Genomic DNA, 17,720 nt, shown 5'->3' with positions numbered 1-17,720 from the left:
CCAAAGGAACCCTCCTCAGTGAAAAGGAACGCGCTCGACACTAACGTTTATAGGAAACTATGGCGTTATCAAGGCGGATCGCAGCAGCCACAACCCGCCGATGGCGATTATGGCCGCCCCCAGGCCGATACGGCGCAAGGAGCCAGAGGGCATCAGCGCGATTTTCGCCATGGTCCGGCGCATGGCATCGGGGAACGCCGCATAGGCGATTCCCTCGATGGCCACGGCCAGACACAGGGCGGTCAGGAACTCGGTCAACGGCGGTTGGGGCCGTTGAAGATGTCGAAGAACTCGCTGTTGGGCGACAGAACCATGGTGGTGTCCTTGGTCAGCGCCGTGCGATAGGCTTCGAGCGAGCGGTAGAACTTATAGAAGCGGGCATCCTTGCCGTAGGCTTCGTTGAAGATGCGCGACGATTCGACGTCGCCCTTGGCGCGCAGGAAATTGGCCTGACGTTCGGCCTCGGCCAGGATGACCGTCTTTTCACGGTCGGCGCGGGCACGAATCTGCTGACCCCATTCGTAACCCTGGGCGCGCAGTTCCTTGGCCTGACGCTCGCGTTCCGACTTCATGCGGTCGTAGATGGACTGGCTGGTTTCTTCCGGCAGATCGGCGCGGCGGATACGTACGTCGGCGACGACGATGCCGTAGGCGGCGGAGCGTTCGCTGACCTCGCGCAGGATATCTTCCATGATGCGGGTGCGTTCGTCCGACAACAGCGACGGCAGCATCACCTGACCCATCACCCGGCGCATGGCCGACGACACCACCTGCGACATCTGGCCCCGCGCGTTGGTCTCGTTCTTCAGCGCCTGATAGAACTTGAGCGGGTCTTCGATGCGGTAGCGGGCGAAGGTATCGACGACGATACGCTTGGAATCGCCCAGGATGATTTCTTCCGCCGGCGGGTCCAAGGGCAGCAGGCGCAGATCATAGCGCACCACGTCCTCGATGAACGGAACCTTGAAGTGCAGGCCCGGCTCCTTGATGGTGGCACGGTGGGCGCCCAGGCGCAGCACCAGGGCCTGTTCGGCCTGATTGACCACGTAAAGGGACGAGCCGGCGACGATCAGCAGGCCGCCGATGATGGCGGCGATGAAGGGCAGCGAACGCGGGTTCATTGGGCGGCTCCCTTCTTCAGGTCGTTGAGCGGCAGATAGGGCACCACGCCCTGGCCGTTCTTGGATTGGTCGATGATGATCTTGTGCGATCCCTTCATCACGTCTTCCATGGTTTCCAGGTACAGGCGGCGCTCGGTGACCTCGGGCGATTGCTTCCAGGCGTCGAAAAGCGCCATGAAGCGCTTGGTCTGACCCTGGGCCTGGTTGAGCACCTGTTCCTTATAGGCTTCGGCGTCCTGGACCATCTTTTCCGCCTCGCCGCGGGCGCGGGGGATGATGTCGTTGCGATAGGCTTCCGATTCGTTGCGGGCGCGTTCCTGGTCGGCACGGGCGCGCTGGACGTCGTTGAAGGCGTCGATGACCGCCGCCGGCGGCTCCACCTTCTGCAACTGCACCTGGGTGATCAGGATGCCGGCGTCATAGGAATCGAGCAGGCGCTGCAATTCCACCTTGGCGGCATCGGCGATGGGCTGGCGCTTGTCGGACAAAGCCGCCTGGATGGGGTTGCGGCCGATCATGTCGCGCATGGCGCTTTCGGCGGCGACCTTGACCGTGCCTTCGGGGTCGCGGATGTTGAACAGGTACTTGCCGGCGTCCTTGATCTGCCAGAACACGGTGAAATCGGCCTCGACGATGTTTTCGTCGCCGGTCAGCATGCGGCTTTCCTCCGGCACATCGCGGCCCGAATTGCGCTCGAAGCGCGAATCGCCGACGGCGCGGAAGCCCAATTGCAGCTGGTTGATCTTGGTCACCTGCGGCAGCAGCACGCTTTCCATGGGATAAGGCAGGTGATAGCGCAGGCCCGGCTCGGTGGTGTCGACCCACTGGCCGAAGCGCAGGACCACGCCCTGCTGGTCGGGCTGAACCCGATAGATGCCGGTCGCCGCCCAGCCGGCGACGCCCAGCGCCACCAGCAGCAGCAAGCCCTTGCCGCCCAGATTGCCCAGGCCGGCGCCGCCGGGCATGGCCCTGCGCAGCTTGTCCTGGCTGCGGCGGATCAAGTCTTCAATGTCGGGGCCGTTGTTGTTGCCGCCGCCGTTGCCGGGGCCACGGCCCCACGGGCCACCGCTATTGCCGCCGCCGCCATTGCCGCCGCTACCGCCACCGCCGCCCCAGGGGCCGCCACCGTTTCCACCGGAATTCCAAGGCATGCGCGTTCCTCTTGGTTCAATCGTCGTTCCTGGCCTTATAGGCCACCCATCCGCCCGGCGCAACGCACGCTGGCGAGCGGGGCGGGTTTGTGCCCATATGGAGCAACAATGACATGATTCAAGGCAGCGCGCTTGGGGGGCTTTCCAAAGTCAAGGCGGCTGCTTATATGAGTAAACTATTGTGCACCGGCTCGCCCTATCGCACTGCAACAAACAAAGAGGACGTTCATGGCCGTGATCTCCGAAAGCCAGGTTATTGAGGCGCTGAAGACAATCGTCGATCCCGACAAGGGAGCGGATATCGTGTCGTTGGGCATGGTGTCGGGTGTGGTGGTCAAGGACGGTCACGTGACCTTCGCCATCGAGGTCGAGCCCGAGCGCGGCCCCAAGCTGGAGCCCTTGCGCAAGGCCGCCGAAAAGGCGGTGCACGATCTGGCCGGCGTGCTGACCGTGTCGGCGGTGCTGACCGCCGAACGCCACGTCCATGGTGGCCCCAAGGGCGGTCACGATCATGGTCATGGCCAGCAGGGGGCGGAACGCCCGTTGCTGCCCGACGTCAAGGCGATCATCGCCGTGGCCTCGGGCAAGGGTGGTGTCGGCAAGTCGACCACCGCCACCAATCTGGCCATGGCGCTGTCGCAGCAGGGCCTGAAGGTCGGCCTGTTCGACGCCGACATCTACGGCCCCTCCATGCCGCGCATGCTGGGCATCGAGGGCGAGCCGGTCAGCCCTGACGGTCAGACCCTGCTGCCCATGGAAAGCTATGGCGTCAAGTGCATGTCCATCGGCTTCCTGGTGCCCGAGGACAGCCCGATCATCTGGCGCGGCCCCATGGTCATGGGCGCCATCCAGCAATTGCTGCGCGACGTCCAGTGGGGCGAGCTGGACGTGATGGTCATCGACATGCCGCCGGGCACCGGTGACACCCAATTGACCATCAGCCAGAATTTGCCGCTGACCGGCGCCGTCATCGTCTCCACCCCCCAGGACATCGCCCTGCTCGATGCCCGGAAGGGGCTCAACATGTTCCGCAAGGTGGATATCCCGGTGCTGGGGATCATCGAGAACATGTCCTATTACATCTGCCCGAAATGCGGCGACGAGGCCCATATCTTCGGCCATGGCGGCGCCAAGGCGGAAGCGGCCAAGCTGTCGTGCGACTTCTTGGGCGAAGTGCCGTTGGATATCGTCATCCGTGAAACCGCCGATCGTGGCGAGCCCATCGTCGTGTCCAAGCCGTCCAGCTCGCACGCCAAGGCCTATCGCGATATCGCCAAGAAGGTGTGGGACAAGGTGCAACTGATCCAAAGCGGCGCCAAGAAGGGGCCGAAGATCAGCTTCCAATAAGCCCACCTTAAGGGGATGCCGGACACGGCGTTTGCGCGCCTGCCCGGCTCCGCCTTGCCAATCTTTCGGCCTGTCTTCTGCCCTGGGAAAGCTGAATGCTGCGTGCCCTGACCGTCTTGCACCCCGCGCTTGGGCACTTGACCCGGGGGCGGGCCTTTGCTCTGTCCTTCACCATCCTGCTGGTTCTGGTGGCGGCGCCGATTCTGTCGGACCCGTTGCCGCCGTTGACGGATTACGTCAACCATCTGGCCCGTATGTATGTGATGGCGGAGATGGGCGGCAATCCCATTCTGGCTGGTTTCTATGAAGTCCGCTGGGCCGTCATCCCCAATCTGATCATGGATGTGCTGGTGCCGCCGCTGGTGCACGAGATGGGGGTGCTGCACGCCGGTCAGGCCTTTCTGCTGTTGATGGTGGGGCTGCTGGTGACCGGTCCCATGGCCATTCACCGGGCCTTATGGGGGCGGTTTTCACCGTGGCCCCTGCTGGCTTTCCCGTTGGTCTATAACGGCATCTTCCTGTATGGGCTGGTCAATTATCTGCTGGGCACCGGCATCGCCCTGTGGGGCGTGGCCTTGTGGATCGCCTTGCGCGACCGCTCGCCCTGGCTGCGTGGCGCGGTGTCGCTGGTCGTGGTCCTGACCTTGTTCCTGTGCCACCTGTTCGCCGTCTGCCTTTATGGCATGACCTTGCTGGCTTTCGAGGCTTGGCGGCTGTGGCGGCGTCGTGATTTGACCGTCGGCCCGCTGCTGGCCGATCTGGCCGCCTTCGGCCTGCCGTTTCTGCCGGTCGTGCCGCTGATCCTGGCCAGCCCCACCTTGGGGCTGTCGCATGAAATGCTGTGGGAATCGCGCGGCAAGCTGGAAGGTCTGTATCTGGCGGTGGAATTGTATCGCGACAGCGTCGACATGCTGTTTGCCGGCATCATCATCGGCGCTGGCCTGTGGCTGGGGCGTCGGGGCGCCTTGGGGCTGCATCCCGCCGGCTTGACGCTGTTGTGCCTGGGCGCCTTGGTGTTTCTGCTGATGCCGCGTCAGTTGTTCGGCTCGTGGATCGCCGATCAGCGACTGCCGGTGGCGCTGTTTTTCCTGGTGCTGGGCTTTCTGACGCCGGACCTGAGCGGGCGGTTTTCTCGCCGGGTGTTCTACCTGTGCCTGTGCGGTCTGACGCTGGCTCGGGTCACCGAGGTGGTGGTCAATTGGCGGGATCTGGCCCAGGTCACCGATGACATGAGCTTGGCGGTGTCGGCCATGCCCATGGGCAGCACCGTGCTGGTGGCCGAGGCCGACGCGCCGACGGTCACCCCGGCCTTGACCCAGGCGCTAAGTCATGCGCCGCTGATCGCGGTGCTCACCCGCGATGCCCTGGTTTCAACCATCTTTTCGGTGCCGGGTAAGCAAATCCTCAACATCCATCCCAGCCATGCCGATCTGGTCGACCGTGAGGACGGTTCACCGCCTCGGGTCAGTCAATTGATCGCCACCGCCGAGGATTCCACCCCTGGCGGCGCCCGCTTCTGGGATTTTTGGCCCGGCCATTATGATTTCGTCATGATCCTGTACACCGATCCCGGTGCCGCCAATCCCGATCCCGATGACTTGGCCTTCGTCGCCGAGGGGCGTGGCTTCCAGTTGTACCGGACGGTGCCCAGGGGGTAGGTTTCCATTGAGAAACTCAATGGCTTTTATTTAATCCATTGAGTTTCTTCCGCACTCCGCGATTGCTAGGGTCCGCCCCGACGCCGGAATGGTCCGGCGGTCCATGGGGGTGGTGCCATGGCCATCGATCCGGTCATCCTGTTCTTCGTCCTCGGCGTCGCCGCCGGCCTGATGCGGTCGGAACTGCGTCTGCCGGCGCCGGTCTACGAGCTGGTCAGCATGATTTTGCTGCTGTCCATCGGCCTGAAGGGCGGCGTCGAACTGGCCCGCCAGCCGGCCTTGGACCTGATGCCGCAAATAGCGGCGGTGACCGTCATGGGCATCGTGCTGACCTTGCTGGCCTTTCCGTTGCTACGCGGTCTGGGGCGGTTTTCCCGCGTTGACGCCGCCGCCATCGCCGCCCATTACGGCTCGGTCAGCGTCGGTACCTTCGCTGTGGCGGCGGCCTATCTGACCTATCGCCAGATCGGCTTCGAGCAGCACATGCCCCTGTTCGTGGTGGTCTTGGAAATTCCCGCCATCATCATCGGCGTGCTGCTGGCCAAGGGATTGGGGCGGCAACAGGCCTGGGGCCGCATGTTGCACGAGGTGTTGTGCGGCAAAAGCATGGTGCTTCTGGTCGGCGGTCTGCTGGTGGGCTGGGTCGCCGGCGAGGATGGGGTGCAGTCGATCAAGCCCCTGTTCTTCGATCTGTTCAAGGGCGTGCTGGCCCTGTTCCTGCTGGAAATGGGACTGATCGCCGCCGGTCATGTGGGCGGGTTGTTGCGGCAGGGCCTGTTCCTGCTGGGCTTCGGCATGGCCATGCCGCTTATCGGCGCGGTGGTGGGAACCATGGTCGCCCTGGGCCTGGGCTTGTCGTTGGGCGGCACCGTGCTGCTGGCGACCATGGCGGCCAGCGCCTCGTACATCGCCGCCCCCGCCGCCTTCCGCCTGGTGGTGCCCGAGGCCAAGCCGGCCTTTTCGCTGGCCACTTCCCTGGGGGTGACGTTTCCGTTCAATATCGTCCTCGGCATCCCGCTGTATCATTGGATGGCCGAGCGGGCGCAAATGATGAAAGGAGTATGGTGATGACCGCCGAGGAGGGGCCGGCCAAACTGGTCAGCATCGTCACCGAGGCGGCGGTGGAAACGCTGCTGCTGCGGGAAATCGAGGCCATGGGCATCGACGGCTATACCATTGCCGACGTGCGCGGACGGGGAACGCGGGGCCGCCGCTCCGGCAGTTGGGACGCATCGGCCAGCATTCGCGTCGACGTGGTCTGCGCCCCTGTCCGGGCCGAGGCCTTGGCGCTCAGGGTCAAGGAACGCTTCGCCCCCGGCTATGCCTTGTTCATTTTCATCTGCGACGCCTGGGTGCCCTGATGCCCAGGCCGCTGCCCCCCTTCGACCTGGATTTGCTGCGTACTTTCGTCACCGTGGTCGAGGCCGGTGGCTTCACCCGTGCCGCCGCCCGCCTGGACCTGACCCAGTCGACGGTCAGCATCCACATTCGCCGTCTGGAAGACGGCCTGGGCCAACGCGTGTTCGTGCGGGACCGTCGCCAACTGGCCCTGTCCGCCACCGGCGAGATTCTGTTGCCCATGGCCCGGCAGATGCTGGACTTGGCCGATGCCGCCCGCATCCGCCTGCTGGAGCCGGATATCGGCGGCACCGTGCGGCTGGGCACGCCCGAGGATTTCGCCACCCTGCATCTGCCCGACGTGTTGTCACGCTTCGCCCGCGTCCATCCCCAGGTGGCGCTCGAGGTCAATTGCGACTTCACCGCCAACCTGTTGGACGGTTTCGCCAAGGGCCAATACGATCTGATATTGTGCAAGCGCGAGCCGCAAGGTCCGTCCGGCGGCATCAACGTCTGGCGCGAGCCCCTGGTTTGGGTCGGGCCGGAACGGCTGCGTCTGGACGATGATCAATCCATCCCGCTGGTCCTGGCTCCCAGTCCCGATATCTACCGCCGCCGTGCTTTGGCCGCCCTGGAACAAAGCGGGCGGCGCTGGCGTGTCGTCTATACCAGCCCCAGCCTGGCCGGGGTGCAGGCGGCGGTGCGGGCCGGGTTGGGTTTTACCGTGCTGGCCAAGGAAACCGTGGCTCCCGGTCTGGTCATGGTCGGGCCGGAACGTGGCTTGCCCGAACTGGCTGACACCGAGATCGCCCTGTACCGGGCGCCGGGAACGCCGTCCAAGGCGGCGGCATTGCTGGCCGAACACATCGTCCGTTCGCTCGAGGCGTCCGAGGCCTGACACTTCCACCCGATTGTCGCACGCGAGGGGTGGCGCTTGTCGCCGCGCTGCACTATATTGGTTTTGCCGGGTTCGCCCGGCTATGGCGCTAAACGTCTTGTGGAATAGGCCTTGCGGACCCGGGGGCGGTACCCGGCGCCTCCACCAAACCATCCGAGGTTACGATCGGACGATTGGGGGCGAAATAGGATCGACGCGGGTAGTAAAGACTTGGCTTGTGCTCGGCATGGTACCACCGTTATCGGGCTAAATCTCACAAGTGCCAACGACAACGTTGAACTTGCCGCTGCGGCGTAATCCGTAAGCGCGGTCCGGGGGGAACCGGGCAACAGAACTCCCCCCACTTACTGTTTGGCCGGTGCGGGACTGAGGGTCCATGAGCGAAGACACGCTGCGTTACGATAAAATGGTGGAAGACGCCCTGCGCGGCGTGGTGCGCGAAGCCCTGACGATCACCGCGCGCGACGGTCTGTTCGGTGATCACCATTTCTATATCACCTTCCGCACCCGCTTTCCCGGAATCGGCATGGGCGACCACATCCTTGCCCGCCACCCCGAGGAGATGACCATCGTCCTCCAGCATCAGTTCTGGGGGCTCGAGGTCGACGAGACCTTCTTCCGCGTCACCCTGTCGTTCTCCGGCAAGTCGGAAACCCTGATCGTGCCGTTCGCGGCGGTGACCGGTTTCGCCGATCCGTCGGCCAAGTTCGGCCTGCAATTCCAGGCCATGGACGGCGATGACGACGATGAGGCTGAGGGCGAGGCGGTTGAGGCCGAGGCCGAGGAAACCGCCGCCACACCGGTAACCGACATCCCCGCCGATGCCGAGGGCAAGGTCATCGCCCTGGATGCTTTCCGCAAGAAGTAAAGCCAGCGCGCGTCCAATACTTGACGCATGACTGAAAAAGGTGTTTGACGAAGGGCGACACGCCTACCCGTCGGGGGTGGGGTGTGCCCACCCGTTTCCACGCCGGCCCGAGGACGCAAGAAAGCCATGACCGATTTTGTCTATCAGGAGCTGTTCCCGCTTTCCCACGACGACACGCCCTATCGCAAGATCACGACCGACGGCGTCGGAACTGCCAGCTTTAACGGCCAGGACGTGGTCACAATCGCCCCCGAGGCCATCACCCGGCTGACCTTTGAAGCCATCAAGGACACCTCGCATTTGCTGCGCCCGGCCCATCTGGCCTCGCTGCGCAATATCCTTGACGATAAGGATGCCTCGGCCAACGACAAGTTCGTCGCCTATGATCTGCTGAAGAATGCCTGCATCGCCGCCGGCGGCACCCTGCCCATGTGCCAGGACACCGGTACCGCCATCGTCATGGGCAAGAAGGGCCAGCGGGTCTGGACCGGCGGCAGCGACGAAGCGGCCATCAGCAAGGGCGTGCAACAGGCCTATACCGACCTCAATCTGCGCTATTCGCAGACCGCCGCGCTCAACATGTATGACGAGGTCAACACCGGCACCAACCTGCCGGCGCAGATCGATTTGTTCGCCACCGAGGGCGATGCCTACAAGTTCATGTTCATGGCCAAGGGCGGCGGCTCGGCCAACAAGACTTTCCTCTATCAGCAGACCAAGGCGTTGCTGAACCCGGCATCGCTGCTGAAATTCCTGGATGCGCAGATCCGCACCCTGGGCACCTCGGCCTGTCCGCCCTATCACCTGGCCATCGTCATCGGCGGCCTGTCGGCGGAAATGACCCTGAAGACGGTCAAGCTGGCCAGCGCTAAGTATCTGGACAGCCTGCCGACCAGCGGCAACGACCAGGGCCGTGCCTTCCGCGACCTGGAACTGGAGCAGGTGGTGTTGAAGATGACCCAGGACATGGGCATCGGCGCCCAGTTCGGCGGCAAGTATTTCTGCCACGATGTCCGCGTCGTCCGCCTGCCGCGCCACGGTGCGTCGTGCCCGGTGGCCATCGGCGTCTCGTGCTCGGCCGATCGTCAGATTCTGGGCAAGATCACCAAGGACGGCGTCTATGTCGAGGCGCTGGAACGCGATCCCGCCAAGTATCTGCCGGAGGTGGACGCCAGCAAGCTGTCGGGCGAGGTGGTCAAGATCGACCTCAATCGTCCCATGGATGAAATCCGCAAGACCCTGGCCCAGTACCCGATCAAGACCCGCGTCTCGTTGACCGGCCCGATGATCGTCGCCCGCGACATCGCCCATGCCAAGCTGAAGGAACGTCTGGATCGGGGCGAAGGCCTGCCGGAATACTTCAAGCAGACGGGCGTCTATTATGCCGGTCCGGCCAAGACGCCGACCGGCATGGCCTCGGGCTCGTTCGGCCCGACCACCGCCGGGCGCATGGATTCCTATGTGGATCAGTTCCAGGCCGCCGGTGGCTCCATGCTGATGATCGCCAAGGGCAACCGCTCGAAGGCGGTGACCGAGGCCTGCCAGAAGCATGGCGGCTTCTATCTGGGCTCCATCGGTGGCGCCGCCGCCCGTCTGGCCCAGGACTGCATCAAGAAGGTGGAAGTGGTGGAATACCCGGAACTGGGCATGGAAGCCATCTGGCGCATCGAAGTGGTGGATTTCCCCGCCTTTATCGTCGTCGACGACAAGGGCAACGACTTCTTCGCCGAATTCGCCCACTGATCGGTATTGTTACCCAGGGAAAAGTCCTTCGTTTCGTTCGAAGGGCTTTTCCCCGTTGGTTTAAAAGGAGAAAATAGGCCTGGGGTGGCGCCTTCCGCCTATTTTTCGCTTTTACGTTTTACCGCCTTTGCCGGGCAAAGGCGGGAGAAAGACTGAAACCCGCGCGGAAAGCTTGCTTGAGCACGGGTTTTCCCGATCCAAATCGGGGAAAAGTACACCGAGGCAAAGCCGAGGGACTTTTTCACGGCCAACTCACCCCATCAGCCACTTGACCAGGATGGGCGCCAGCAACGCGGTGGCGATGCCGTTCAGGCCCATGGCCAAGCCGGAAAACGCTCCGGTCACTTCCCCCATCTGCAAGGCTCGGGCGGTACCGATCCCATGTGAGGCGGTGCCCATGGCGACGCCGCGGGCGCGGTCGTCGGTGATGCGCAGGCGGTCCATCAGCCAGCCACCGCCCACCGCTCCGATGATGCCGGTCAGGATGGCCAACACGGCGGTCAGCGACGGCAGGCCGCCGATCTGTTCGGCGATACCCATGGCGATGGGCGAGGTTGCCGATTTCGGCGCTAGCGACATGATGGTTTGCCGCGACGCCCCCAAGGCCCAGCCCAAGGCCAACGACGCCAGGATGGCCGCAACCGATCCCGCCAGCAATCCGACCAGCAGGGCCAGGAATGATTGCCGCAGCCGGTTCAACTGCTTGTAAAGCGGAATGGCCAGCGCCACGGTGGCCGGGCCGAGGAGAAAATGAATGATCTGGGCGCCGGAGAAATAGCGGGCGTAATCGATGCCGGCCACGGTCAGGACAGTCGACAAGGCGGCGATGGACAGCAAGACCGGGTTCAGCAGCGGCATCATGCCAGAGCGTCGCCACAGCCAGTGCGCCGCCTGATACACCACCAGGGTCAAGGTCAGCCAGGTCAGCGGATTGCTGTGCAGATGGGTCCACAGCGCGGTCATGGCTTGGCCCTGCCGCGCAACTTCAACAATGCCGCCATGGTCAGGCCGGTGACGGCGATGGTGATGGCCGTCCCCAACAGCAGCGCGGTGGAAATGGGCAGCCATTCCGCCGCGATCAGCTTGGCATGCACCACCACCCCGGTGCCGGCGGGAATGAACAAAAGCGACATATGCGACAACAGGAAAGCGGCGCTTTTGTCCAACTCGGCGGGCAAGCCGCGACGGATGAGCAGACCGACGAATAAGATGGCCATGCCGATCACCGGGCCGGGGACCGGCAGCGAGAAAAGCTTGGCGATGGTCTCGCCGGCCAACTGGCACGCCAGCAAAACCGTGATAGAACCAAGAATGCTCATGGTGTTATTCCAAAACCATCGGCTCGGGGGCAATGGATATGCAGGATTATATTGGCGCCATTGCTGGTGGTCTGACCACTTTGGCCTTCGTCCCGCAGGTGGTCAAGACTTTGAAGACCCGCCAGACCCGCGACATTTCCACCGCCATGTGGCTGTTGTTCTGCGCGGGCGTGGCGCTGTGGCTGGTCTATGGACTGATGCTGGGGGCGTGGCCGGTGATCGTGGCCAATGCCGTCACCTTGGTCCTGGCCGCCACCATCCTATGGGTCAAGCTGTCCAATCGTCACCGCGACGCCGATCAGGAATGCGGCACCCGGACCAGCTTGAACCAGTAATTGCCCAACTGATTGATGGCGTGGATGAACTGCTCCAGGTCCACCGGCTTGGTGACATAGCCGGCGGCACCCAGCTTGTACGAGGCGATGACGTCCTGTTCCACGTCCGAGGTGGTGAGGATCACCACCGGGATATCCGACAGATTGGGATCGGCCTTCATGGCGGTCAGAAACTCGCGCCCGTTCATGCGTGGCATGTTCAGGTCCAGCAGGATCAGGTCCGGGCGCAGGCCATCCGTGAAGTTTTGCCCCTGCTGGCGCAGATAATCCAGCGCCTCAATGCCGTCGGTGACGTGATGCATGGACACGGCAAAGCGGTTTTCTTCCAGGGCGGCGCGGGTCAGATGGGCATCGACCTGGGAATCCTCGACCAGCAGGATATGGAAATGGGTGTCGATATGACCGGTCACGGTGCTTCTCCAGGCAGATCAAGAACGATTTGAATGCCGCCCAAGGGAGAATCCTCGATGGCGACATGACCATCACAACTAGTAACGATACGACGGACCACCGCCAATCCCAAGCCGGTTCCCGGGCGGCTGCCCGCCTGGGCGTGCAGGTGTTCAAAAACTTCCAACACGCGGGCGCGGAAATCGACCGGAATACCCGGTCCGTTGTCGGCGATGCGCAAGATGGCGCGGCCATCGCGAGTTTCGCCGCTGATGGCGATGCGCGGTGGGGTATCGGGGCGGGCGTGGCGCAGGCAATTGTCCAACAGCGCGTTGAGCAGATAGCGCAGGCGCGGTGTATCCATGTGGATTGTCGGCAGAGGCGCCACAATCAACTCGGCCTGCTGTTCGGCGAAGCGGGCGCGCAGATCGTTGCGGATCTGCTCGATCATGCGGGCCGGGTCGAGGGCGGTGATCGGCCCCAAGGGCGAGGCGGCGGCCAGATAGACCTGGACGTCACGCACCAGGGCGTGCAGATAGCCGGCCTGCTCCTCGATGGTGCTGAGGGAAAAGGCGATGTTCTCGTTGGCCTGATTGGGCAGCAGCTTGTTCAGACGCTGCGAGAACACGATCAGGCGGCGGGTCGGTTCCTGCAGGTGGTGGGCGGCGATTTCGGCGAAACGCTGAAGATCGGCGTTGGCGATGGCCAGCTTTTCCTCGGCCCGGCGGCGGGTATGGGCTTCGTGCGCCACTTCCTTCAACGCCGAATGGCGCCGCATGACGGCGATGACCAGGGCGACGATCAGCACCGTCTGCATGGCCAGACCCAAGGTCATCCAAAAACGCAGGCGGCTTTGCGCCTGGGTGGCCTCGGCGGTGCGGCGGGTGACCAATTCCTCCAGCCGCATGCGATAGGCGGCAAGCTCGCCATCGGCCACCGCCTTGCCGGTGATGTCGTGGACGATGGACAGCAACAGCGTGCGACCGCCGGTATCGCGCAAGGGGGCGGAGTAAACCTCGACCGTACGCAGGTCGCCACTGGCCAGACGGTGCGGGAAAATGAAGTAATTGCGCTTTTCCACCTTGGCGCGGCGCCGTTCCGCCGCCACCTCGTCCTGGCCCAGGGTGTTGAGATCCTGGACGCTCATGCTGCGCAATTGCGGCAGGTTGTAGCCGTAAAAGCGGCTGGCGGCATCATTGGCATCGACGATCGCCCCGGTTTCGGGCTCGATCAACAGCATGACCATGTTGTGGTCGTTGAGCGTGCTGGACAGCAAGGTGCTGATGCTGGCGTCCGCCCGCGCCGGCAGGGCCAGTCCCAACCACATCATGGCGGTCGTCAGGCAGATCAGCAGCCGCCCCGGCCAAATCCGCACCATGCGCATCCCAAAAAAAATAGCGGCCCGGAATGGGTCGCGACCAACGGGTAGCATAACAGAGCCGATCGTCAGGGCCAAATAAAGGATTTAGACGATGTTGGGGCGCAGGGCGGTCAACCAGCGTTCCAAGGTCAGCACGTGCTCGGCTTCCTCGGTGGCGAAGGTGCGGGCCAGCCGCCGGGTTTCGCCGTCGGTGGCGGTGACGGCGATGTGATTATAATATTCCCAGCCGCGGCGCTCGTTGGCGATGGCCAGCCCCAAGGCCTGTCTGACCGAGGTGGTGGTGCCGACCAGGCTGGAATCGCCCACTTCCGGCGGTTCGGGGGTGGTCCATTCATATTGCCAGGGCTGCAACACCGGCAAGGGTGCATGCGGCTTGGCGATGGTGTTGATCTCGTCGGCATGCATGCGCGAGAAATCGGCCATCTTGCCGAACAGCGCCGCCGTATCGTGGTTTCCGACCAGATCCAGATGGCGGGCAAGCTCGCCATATCTTTGGCTCGCCTGATTTTCCAGGGCCAAGGCGTGAGCGAGGAAATGGGCCAGTTCCGTCATCGTCTGCATTCTCCGGTGGCGTCGCCCTGATATATGGGGGCATTGCTGCGGGGTTGCAAATGCGACCAGCCAAGCCACAATGAAAACAGAAGCGATCAACCGCCACGGGGACCGGGCATGGAACACACCGAACTGTTCGAGCGTCTGGCCTTGGCCCTGGCCATCGGTTTGCTGATGGGGGTCGAGCGCGGCTGGGACAAGCGCGAAGACCCCGACGGCCATCGTGCCGCCGGCATCCGCACTTTTTCCCTGATCGGCCTGTTCGGCGGCGTCGTCGGCTGGTTTTCCCTCAGCGTTGGGCCGCTGGCCCTGCTGGGCGGCTTCGTTGCCGTGTCCGCCATCATCGTCTCGGGCTACATCATGCGGGCGCGGACCAAGCCCGAGGTGGGCTTCACCACCGAAATCGCCGAGCTGACCGCTTTCGCCCTGGCCGCCCTGGCCGCCATGGGCGAGGGGCAAGCGGCGGCGGCCGGCGGTGTCGTCGCCACCGCCTTCCTGGGGGCCAAGGAGGTTCTGCATTCCTGGATCCGTCGGCTGGAACTGCTGGAACTGCGCGCCGTCATCAAGCTGTTGCTGATTTCCGTGGTGTTGCTGCCGGTGTTGCCCAACCAAGGCTATGGCCCGGGCGAGGTCTTGAACCCGTACAAGCTGTGGCTCTTGGTGGTGATGGTGGCCTTTATCTCGTTCCTGGGCTATTTCGCCATCAAGATCGCCGGGCCGCGTATCGGCAGCCTGTTGACCGGCGTGTTCGGCGGGCTGGCCTCGAGCACCGCCCTGACCGTGTCCTTCGCCCGCATGGGCAAGACCTCGCCGGGCATGCAGCCCTTGCTGGCGGCGGGGATCACCGTGGCCAATTCCACCATGTATCTGCGCCTGTGGGCCATCGTCTTCATCCTCAACCAGCCCATCGGCATCCAATTGGCGCCGGCCTTGGGGGCCATGGCGGTGGCCGGTTTCATCGGCTCGTGGCTGTTGTGGCGCGCGCGCGAGGATGAAAGCAAGCCGGGCGCCACCACGCTTTCCAATCCATTCGAGCTGGGCATGGCGGTCAAGTTCGCCGTCCTGCTGGCCCTGGTGATGATTGCGTCCAAGCTTCTGCAAAGCTGGGCCGGCACCGCTGGTGTCTATCTGCTGTCGGCGGTGGCCGGTCTGGCCGATGTGGACGCCATCGCCCTGTCCATGGTGCAGATGGGCGGGCGCGATGTGGCCTTGACGGTGGCGGCCACCGCCATCACCATCGCCGCCTTCGTCAATACCGGCGTCAAGGTCGCCCTGGTCGGCGGATTGTGCGGTGGCATGATGACTTGGCGGGTGGGCTGGGTCATGCTGGCTACCGTGCTGTGCGGCGGTTTGGGGCTGGTGGCCGGACGTCTGTTGCTGCAAGGAGTATGATGAACGCGCTCGATCACGCCATTGTCGCTTATTGGCGCCAACCCGACCCACGGCGATTGCTTGATGTGTTCATCACTCAGCCCTTGGCCGAGGATTGGCGGGCCGAGAACGTGCTGACCGTGCCGGTTTTTCTGTCGCATCTGCTGGATGCCGATCCATCCTTGGGGGCAATCCTGGTGGACGGTGTACGCGGCGGCGACCCGGTCAAGGTGGAGATCGTCGCCCAGGCCCTGAACTACAGCCACATCCCGGCGCGGACGCGGTTGATGGAAAAGCTGGTGGGGGAGGCGGCGGCAGCGTCCATGGACGCGGACGGCGCCGATTTCGCCGCCCTTTCCCCCACCCACCCGGTGCATGTGGATATGCTGTGGGTGTCGTTCTTCGCCACCGGCCTGACCTCGTATCTGGACCGCATCACCGGGTTGCTGGATGGTTGGCTGCCGGAAAACCAGTTGCAGGATCTGCTGTCCCGCGCCGCCACCCAGCCGGACATCCAGGCCCAGGCCTTGGCCGGTCTGCTGGCTAAGGCGGCACAAATGACGCTGACCGCCCATGGCCAGGACTGCCTGCCGGTGCGCGCTGCCCTGGAACGGCGGGCGGCGGCCATGGATGGGTTGGGGGCGGCCCTGGCGGCGCGCATCGCCGCAATTCTTTAAGGCCGGCGCGTATCGCCGCCATTCTTTAAGATCGGCGCGTATCGCCGCCGGTTTTATTCCGGAAAATCGGCGGGGGCCGGGTATTTGCTCTGGCGGACATCCAGTTCGGCTAGATGCAGGCGTTTGCGCTCGGCCATTTTGGTCGCTTCGGCCCGACCGGTGTCGGTTTCCGCCAGCGCTTCCAGAATCTCCAGATGGGTCAGCATGGCGTATTCCATGTCGAGAGCCAGTTCCAGCACCTGCCAATTACCCAGTTCCAGCCCATCGGCGGGGAAGGGGGGCTCCATCCGGGCGGTATCGGTGGGGGCCGAGGCGGTACCGGAAAAGGTCTTGGCCCGCCGCCGCGCCGCCGCCGCCAGATTGCGCAAGGTGACAGCCGCGTCGGGGGCGGTGATCAGATCGACGGCGATGGCCAGTTGGTCATAACACAGGGCGGCGCCTTCCTCCATGCGGCGGACGGCGTCGTGAATGTCTTCCACGCTGTGGACTGCCCCTGTAACGGCGAACACCTTCTGCCGTGCTCCCTTCCCTCTTATGTTCTTTCTAGCCGTCCAGGGGGACGGACGCAATTATGCTATGCGTCGAGCGTGTTTAAGAAAATGCTGAATGTCATTGTCAACCGGGGGCCAGTATGGCTATACGCATGGTCAGATAGCCGTCCACAAGGGGGGATGCCAACGCGTATCCTGGATGGCCGACGGGGTTTAAAGGAGAGGAAAAGATGTCGCTGAAGATCACCGAAGATTGCACCAGCTGCGATGCCTGTGTTTCGGTCTGCCCCAATACCGCCATTTCCGCTGGTGAAGTGATCTATGTCATCGAAGAAGATCGCTGCACTGAATGCGTCGGCGCCGAAGACACCCCGCAATGCCAGTTGGTCTGCCCCGCCGATTGTATCGTCATCGGCACCGAGGAAACCCCGGATCAGTTGCAGGCCAAGTACGAAGCCTTGCACGGCTGAGATTCCGCCGTTCCTAATGAAAACCCCGGACCTGATCGGTGCCGGGGTTTTTTATTGCCGCCTGAGGGGAAAATAAAGAAGGAGGGAGTCCGGCCCCCCAGACTCCCTCCTGTCCCCGCGCCCAATGGGGGTGTCGACACATGGGGCGGGAACATCGTGTGGATTACGCCGCCCGGCGATGGGCGGCGCCCCCGAATTCATCCCAATCGGTACCGCGCAAATGCGACACCAGATGGCACACCAGATTGAGCATCAGTACCGACGCCACGTCCTGGCCCTGGTTGAACAGGGTGCGGATGTGCTCAAGCACCGACAAAAAGCGTTCATGCTCGGCCATGTGTTCGGACAGGTTGGGGGAATTGAGCAGGCGCAGCAGCGATTCTTCTTCGCTGAATTGCTGCCGCAACCGGTGTTCCAGCACCGGCAGCAGGCCGGCGACCTCGCCGTCGCGGTGGGCGCGGCTGGTGGCCATGTTCAGCCGGTTGATGGCGTCGATGACCAGGGCGTGCCCCTCGTCCACGGCCTTGTATCCCAGGCTGTAATCGTCGTTCCATGTCACCAACATGATCGTCACCTTGATCTTCCGAACTATCCATTCCCTCAACACGGC

21 protein-coding genes and 1 other RNA gene are annotated in these 17,720 nt (G+C 63.6%); 12 read left to right on the top strand and 10 right to left on the bottom strand.

The window, feature by feature from the left end; all coding sequences use genetic code 11:
- Positions 1-57: 57 nt before the first annotated feature.
- The 3 genes from MGMSRV2_RS07205 to hflK are packed head-to-tail and all read right to left on the bottom strand — an operon-like array spanning position 58 to position 2,272.
- The gene (locus MGMSRV2_RS07205) at positions 58-258 is read right to left on the bottom strand and encodes a DUF2065 domain-containing protein (RefSeq protein WP_024079704.1); all 201 of its coding nucleotides are present in this window, start codon (positions 256-258) and stop codon (positions 58-60) included.
- Positions 255-1,121, bottom strand: a complete 867-nt coding sequence (gene hflC / locus MGMSRV2_RS07200; RefSeq protein WP_024079703.1) for a protease modulator HflC — start codon at positions 1,119-1,121, stop codon at positions 255-257. Before hflC ends, MGMSRV2_RS07205 begins: the two co-directional genes overlap by 4 nt.
- Positions 1,118-2,272: an FtsH protease activity modulator HflK gene (hflK, locus tag MGMSRV2_RS07195; protein ID WP_024079702.1), complete on the bottom strand. Its 1,155-nt coding sequence runs from the start codon at positions 2,270-2,272 to the stop codon at positions 1,118-1,120. The genes hflC and hflK overlap by 4 nt, the downstream gene beginning before the upstream one ends.
- Before the next feature lie 228 nt (positions 2,273-2,500).
- On the opposite strand from hflK, the gene apbC reads away from it, so the two are divergent.
- From apbC to MGMSRV2_RS07155, 8 genes are all read left to right on the top strand, one after another.
- Positions 2,501-3,619 (top strand): iron-sulfur cluster carrier protein ApbC, encoded by a 1,119-nt coding sequence (apbC, locus tag MGMSRV2_RS07190; RefSeq protein ID WP_024079700.1) that lies wholly within the window; start codon positions 2,501-2,503, stop codon positions 3,617-3,619.
- 95 nt (positions 3,620-3,714) lie between these two features.
- Positions 3,715-5,277, top strand: coding sequence for a hypothetical protein (locus MGMSRV2_RS07185; RefSeq protein ID WP_024079699.1), 1,563 nt, complete (start codon positions 3,715-3,717; stop codon positions 5,275-5,277).
- 117 nt (positions 5,278-5,394) lie between these two features.
- Positions 5,395-6,345 carry a sodium-dependent bicarbonate transport family permease gene (locus MGMSRV2_RS07180; RefSeq protein WP_024079698.1) on the top strand — a complete coding sequence of 317 codons (951 nt, stop codon included), beginning with the start codon at positions 5,395-5,397 and terminating at the stop codon, positions 6,343-6,345.
- On the top strand, positions 6,345-6,638 hold the full coding sequence (locus MGMSRV2_RS07175; protein ID WP_041634193.1) for a P-II family nitrogen regulator: 294 nt from the start codon (positions 6,345-6,347) through the stop codon (positions 6,636-6,638). Before MGMSRV2_RS07180 ends, MGMSRV2_RS07175 begins: the two co-directional genes overlap by 1 nt.
- Positions 6,638-7,513, top strand: a complete 876-nt coding sequence (locus MGMSRV2_RS07170) for a LysR substrate-binding domain-containing protein (RefSeq protein ID WP_024079696.1) — start codon at positions 6,638-6,640, stop codon at positions 7,511-7,513. The genes MGMSRV2_RS07175 and MGMSRV2_RS07170 overlap by 1 nt, the downstream gene beginning before the upstream one ends.
- Positions 7,514-7,539: 26 nt before the next feature.
- Positions 7,540-7,858, top strand: a transfer-messenger RNA (tmRNA) gene (ssrA, locus tag MGMSRV2_RS07165).
- A 31-nt stretch (positions 7,859-7,889) separates the two neighbouring features.
- Positions 7,890-8,381 (top strand): SspB family protein, encoded by a 492-nt coding sequence (locus tag MGMSRV2_RS07160; RefSeq protein WP_024079695.1) that lies wholly within the window; start codon positions 7,890-7,892, stop codon positions 8,379-8,381.
- 126 nt (positions 8,382-8,507) lie between these two features.
- Complete coding sequence (locus tag MGMSRV2_RS07155) at positions 8,508-10,124, top strand: fumarate hydratase (RefSeq protein ID WP_024079694.1); 1,617 nt, start codon at positions 8,508-8,510, stop codon at positions 10,122-10,124.
- A gap of 252 nt (positions 10,125-10,376) precedes the next feature.
- Here the strand turns inward: MGMSRV2_RS07155 and MGMSRV2_RS07150 are convergent, their stop codons facing one another.
- Both MGMSRV2_RS07150 and MGMSRV2_RS07145 read right to left on the bottom strand, forming a co-directional pair.
- Positions 10,377-11,087, bottom strand: a complete 711-nt coding sequence (locus MGMSRV2_RS07150; RefSeq protein ID WP_024079693.1) for an LrgB family protein — start codon at positions 11,085-11,087, stop codon at positions 10,377-10,379.
- A complete protein-coding gene (locus MGMSRV2_RS07145; protein ID WP_024079692.1) occupies positions 11,084-11,443 on the bottom strand; it encodes a CidA/LrgA family protein in 360 nt (119 codons plus the stop codon). Before MGMSRV2_RS07145 ends, MGMSRV2_RS07150 begins: the two co-directional genes overlap by 4 nt.
- A 38-nt stretch (positions 11,444-11,481) precedes the next feature.
- Here MGMSRV2_RS07145 and MGMSRV2_RS07140 point away from each other — a divergent pair, with 38 nt between their 5' ends.
- On the top strand, positions 11,482-11,778 hold the full coding sequence (locus MGMSRV2_RS07140; protein ID WP_024079691.1) for a SemiSWEET transporter: 297 nt from the start codon (positions 11,482-11,484) through the stop codon (positions 11,776-11,778).
- On the opposite strand, the gene MGMSRV2_RS07135 is transcribed toward MGMSRV2_RS07140, so the two are convergent.
- The 3 genes from MGMSRV2_RS07135 to MGMSRV2_RS07125 all read right to left on the bottom strand — a co-directional run bounded on the left by MGMSRV2_RS07135 (position 11,742) and on the right by MGMSRV2_RS07125 (position 14,101).
- Positions 11,742-12,188, bottom strand: coding sequence for a response regulator (locus MGMSRV2_RS07135; protein ID WP_024079690.1), 447 nt, complete (start codon positions 12,186-12,188; stop codon positions 11,742-11,744). The two genes, MGMSRV2_RS07140 and MGMSRV2_RS07135, sit on opposite strands and share 37 nt — an antisense overlap.
- The gene (locus MGMSRV2_RS07130; RefSeq protein WP_158497742.1) at positions 12,185-13,546 is read right to left on the bottom strand and encodes a sensor histidine kinase; all 1,362 of its coding nucleotides are present in this window, start codon (positions 13,544-13,546) and stop codon (positions 12,185-12,187) included. The genes MGMSRV2_RS07135 and MGMSRV2_RS07130 overlap by 4 nt, the downstream gene beginning before the upstream one ends.
- A gap of 87 nt (positions 13,547-13,633) precedes the next feature.
- On the bottom strand, positions 13,634-14,101 hold the full coding sequence (locus MGMSRV2_RS07125; protein ID WP_024079688.1) for a ferritin-like domain-containing protein: 468 nt from the start codon (positions 14,099-14,101) through the stop codon (positions 13,634-13,636).
- Between the two features lie 117 nt (positions 14,102-14,218).
- Between MGMSRV2_RS07125 and MGMSRV2_RS07120 the strand changes: the two genes are divergently transcribed.
- Both MGMSRV2_RS07120 and MGMSRV2_RS07115 read left to right on the top strand, forming a co-directional pair.
- Positions 14,219-15,493 carry an MgtC/SapB family protein gene (locus tag MGMSRV2_RS07120; RefSeq protein ID WP_024079687.1) on the top strand — a complete coding sequence of 425 codons (1,275 nt, stop codon included), beginning with the start codon at positions 14,219-14,221 and terminating at the stop codon, positions 15,491-15,493.
- Positions 15,490-16,149, top strand: coding sequence for a hypothetical protein (locus tag MGMSRV2_RS07115; protein WP_024079686.1), 660 nt, complete (start codon positions 15,490-15,492; stop codon positions 16,147-16,149). Before MGMSRV2_RS07120 ends, MGMSRV2_RS07115 begins: the two co-directional genes overlap by 4 nt.
- Before the next feature lie 53 nt (positions 16,150-16,202).
- Here MGMSRV2_RS07115 and MGMSRV2_RS07110 read toward each other — a convergent pair whose 3' ends face one another.
- Entirely contained in the window at positions 16,203-16,628 is a 426-nt protein-coding gene (locus tag MGMSRV2_RS07110) for a hypothetical protein (RefSeq protein ID WP_144084277.1), read from the bottom strand.
- A gap of 242 nt (positions 16,629-16,870) precedes the next feature.
- Between MGMSRV2_RS07110 and MGMSRV2_RS07105 the strand changes: the two genes are divergently transcribed.
- Positions 16,871-17,110: a YfhL family 4Fe-4S dicluster ferredoxin gene (locus MGMSRV2_RS07105; RefSeq protein ID WP_024079684.1), complete on the top strand. Its 240-nt coding sequence runs from the start codon at positions 16,871-16,873 to the stop codon at positions 17,108-17,110.
- Between the two features lie 163 nt (positions 17,111-17,273).
- On the opposite strand, the gene MGMSRV2_RS07100 is transcribed toward MGMSRV2_RS07105, so the two are convergent.
- Positions 17,274-17,675 carry a bacteriohemerythrin gene (locus MGMSRV2_RS07100; RefSeq protein ID WP_024079683.1) on the bottom strand — a complete coding sequence of 134 codons (402 nt, stop codon included), beginning with the start codon at positions 17,673-17,675 and terminating at the stop codon, positions 17,274-17,276.
- Between the last annotated feature and the right edge of the window lie 45 nt (positions 17,676-17,720).

It is taken from the genome of Magnetospirillum gryphiswaldense MSR-1 v2 (assembly GCF_000513295.1).
GTDB classification, from domain to species: Bacteria; Pseudomonadota; Alphaproteobacteria; order Rhodospirillales; family Magnetospirillaceae; genus Magnetospirillum; species Magnetospirillum gryphiswaldense.
Note: the sequence above shows the minus strand (reverse complement) of the source record. Positions and strands in the feature narration are given on the sequence as shown.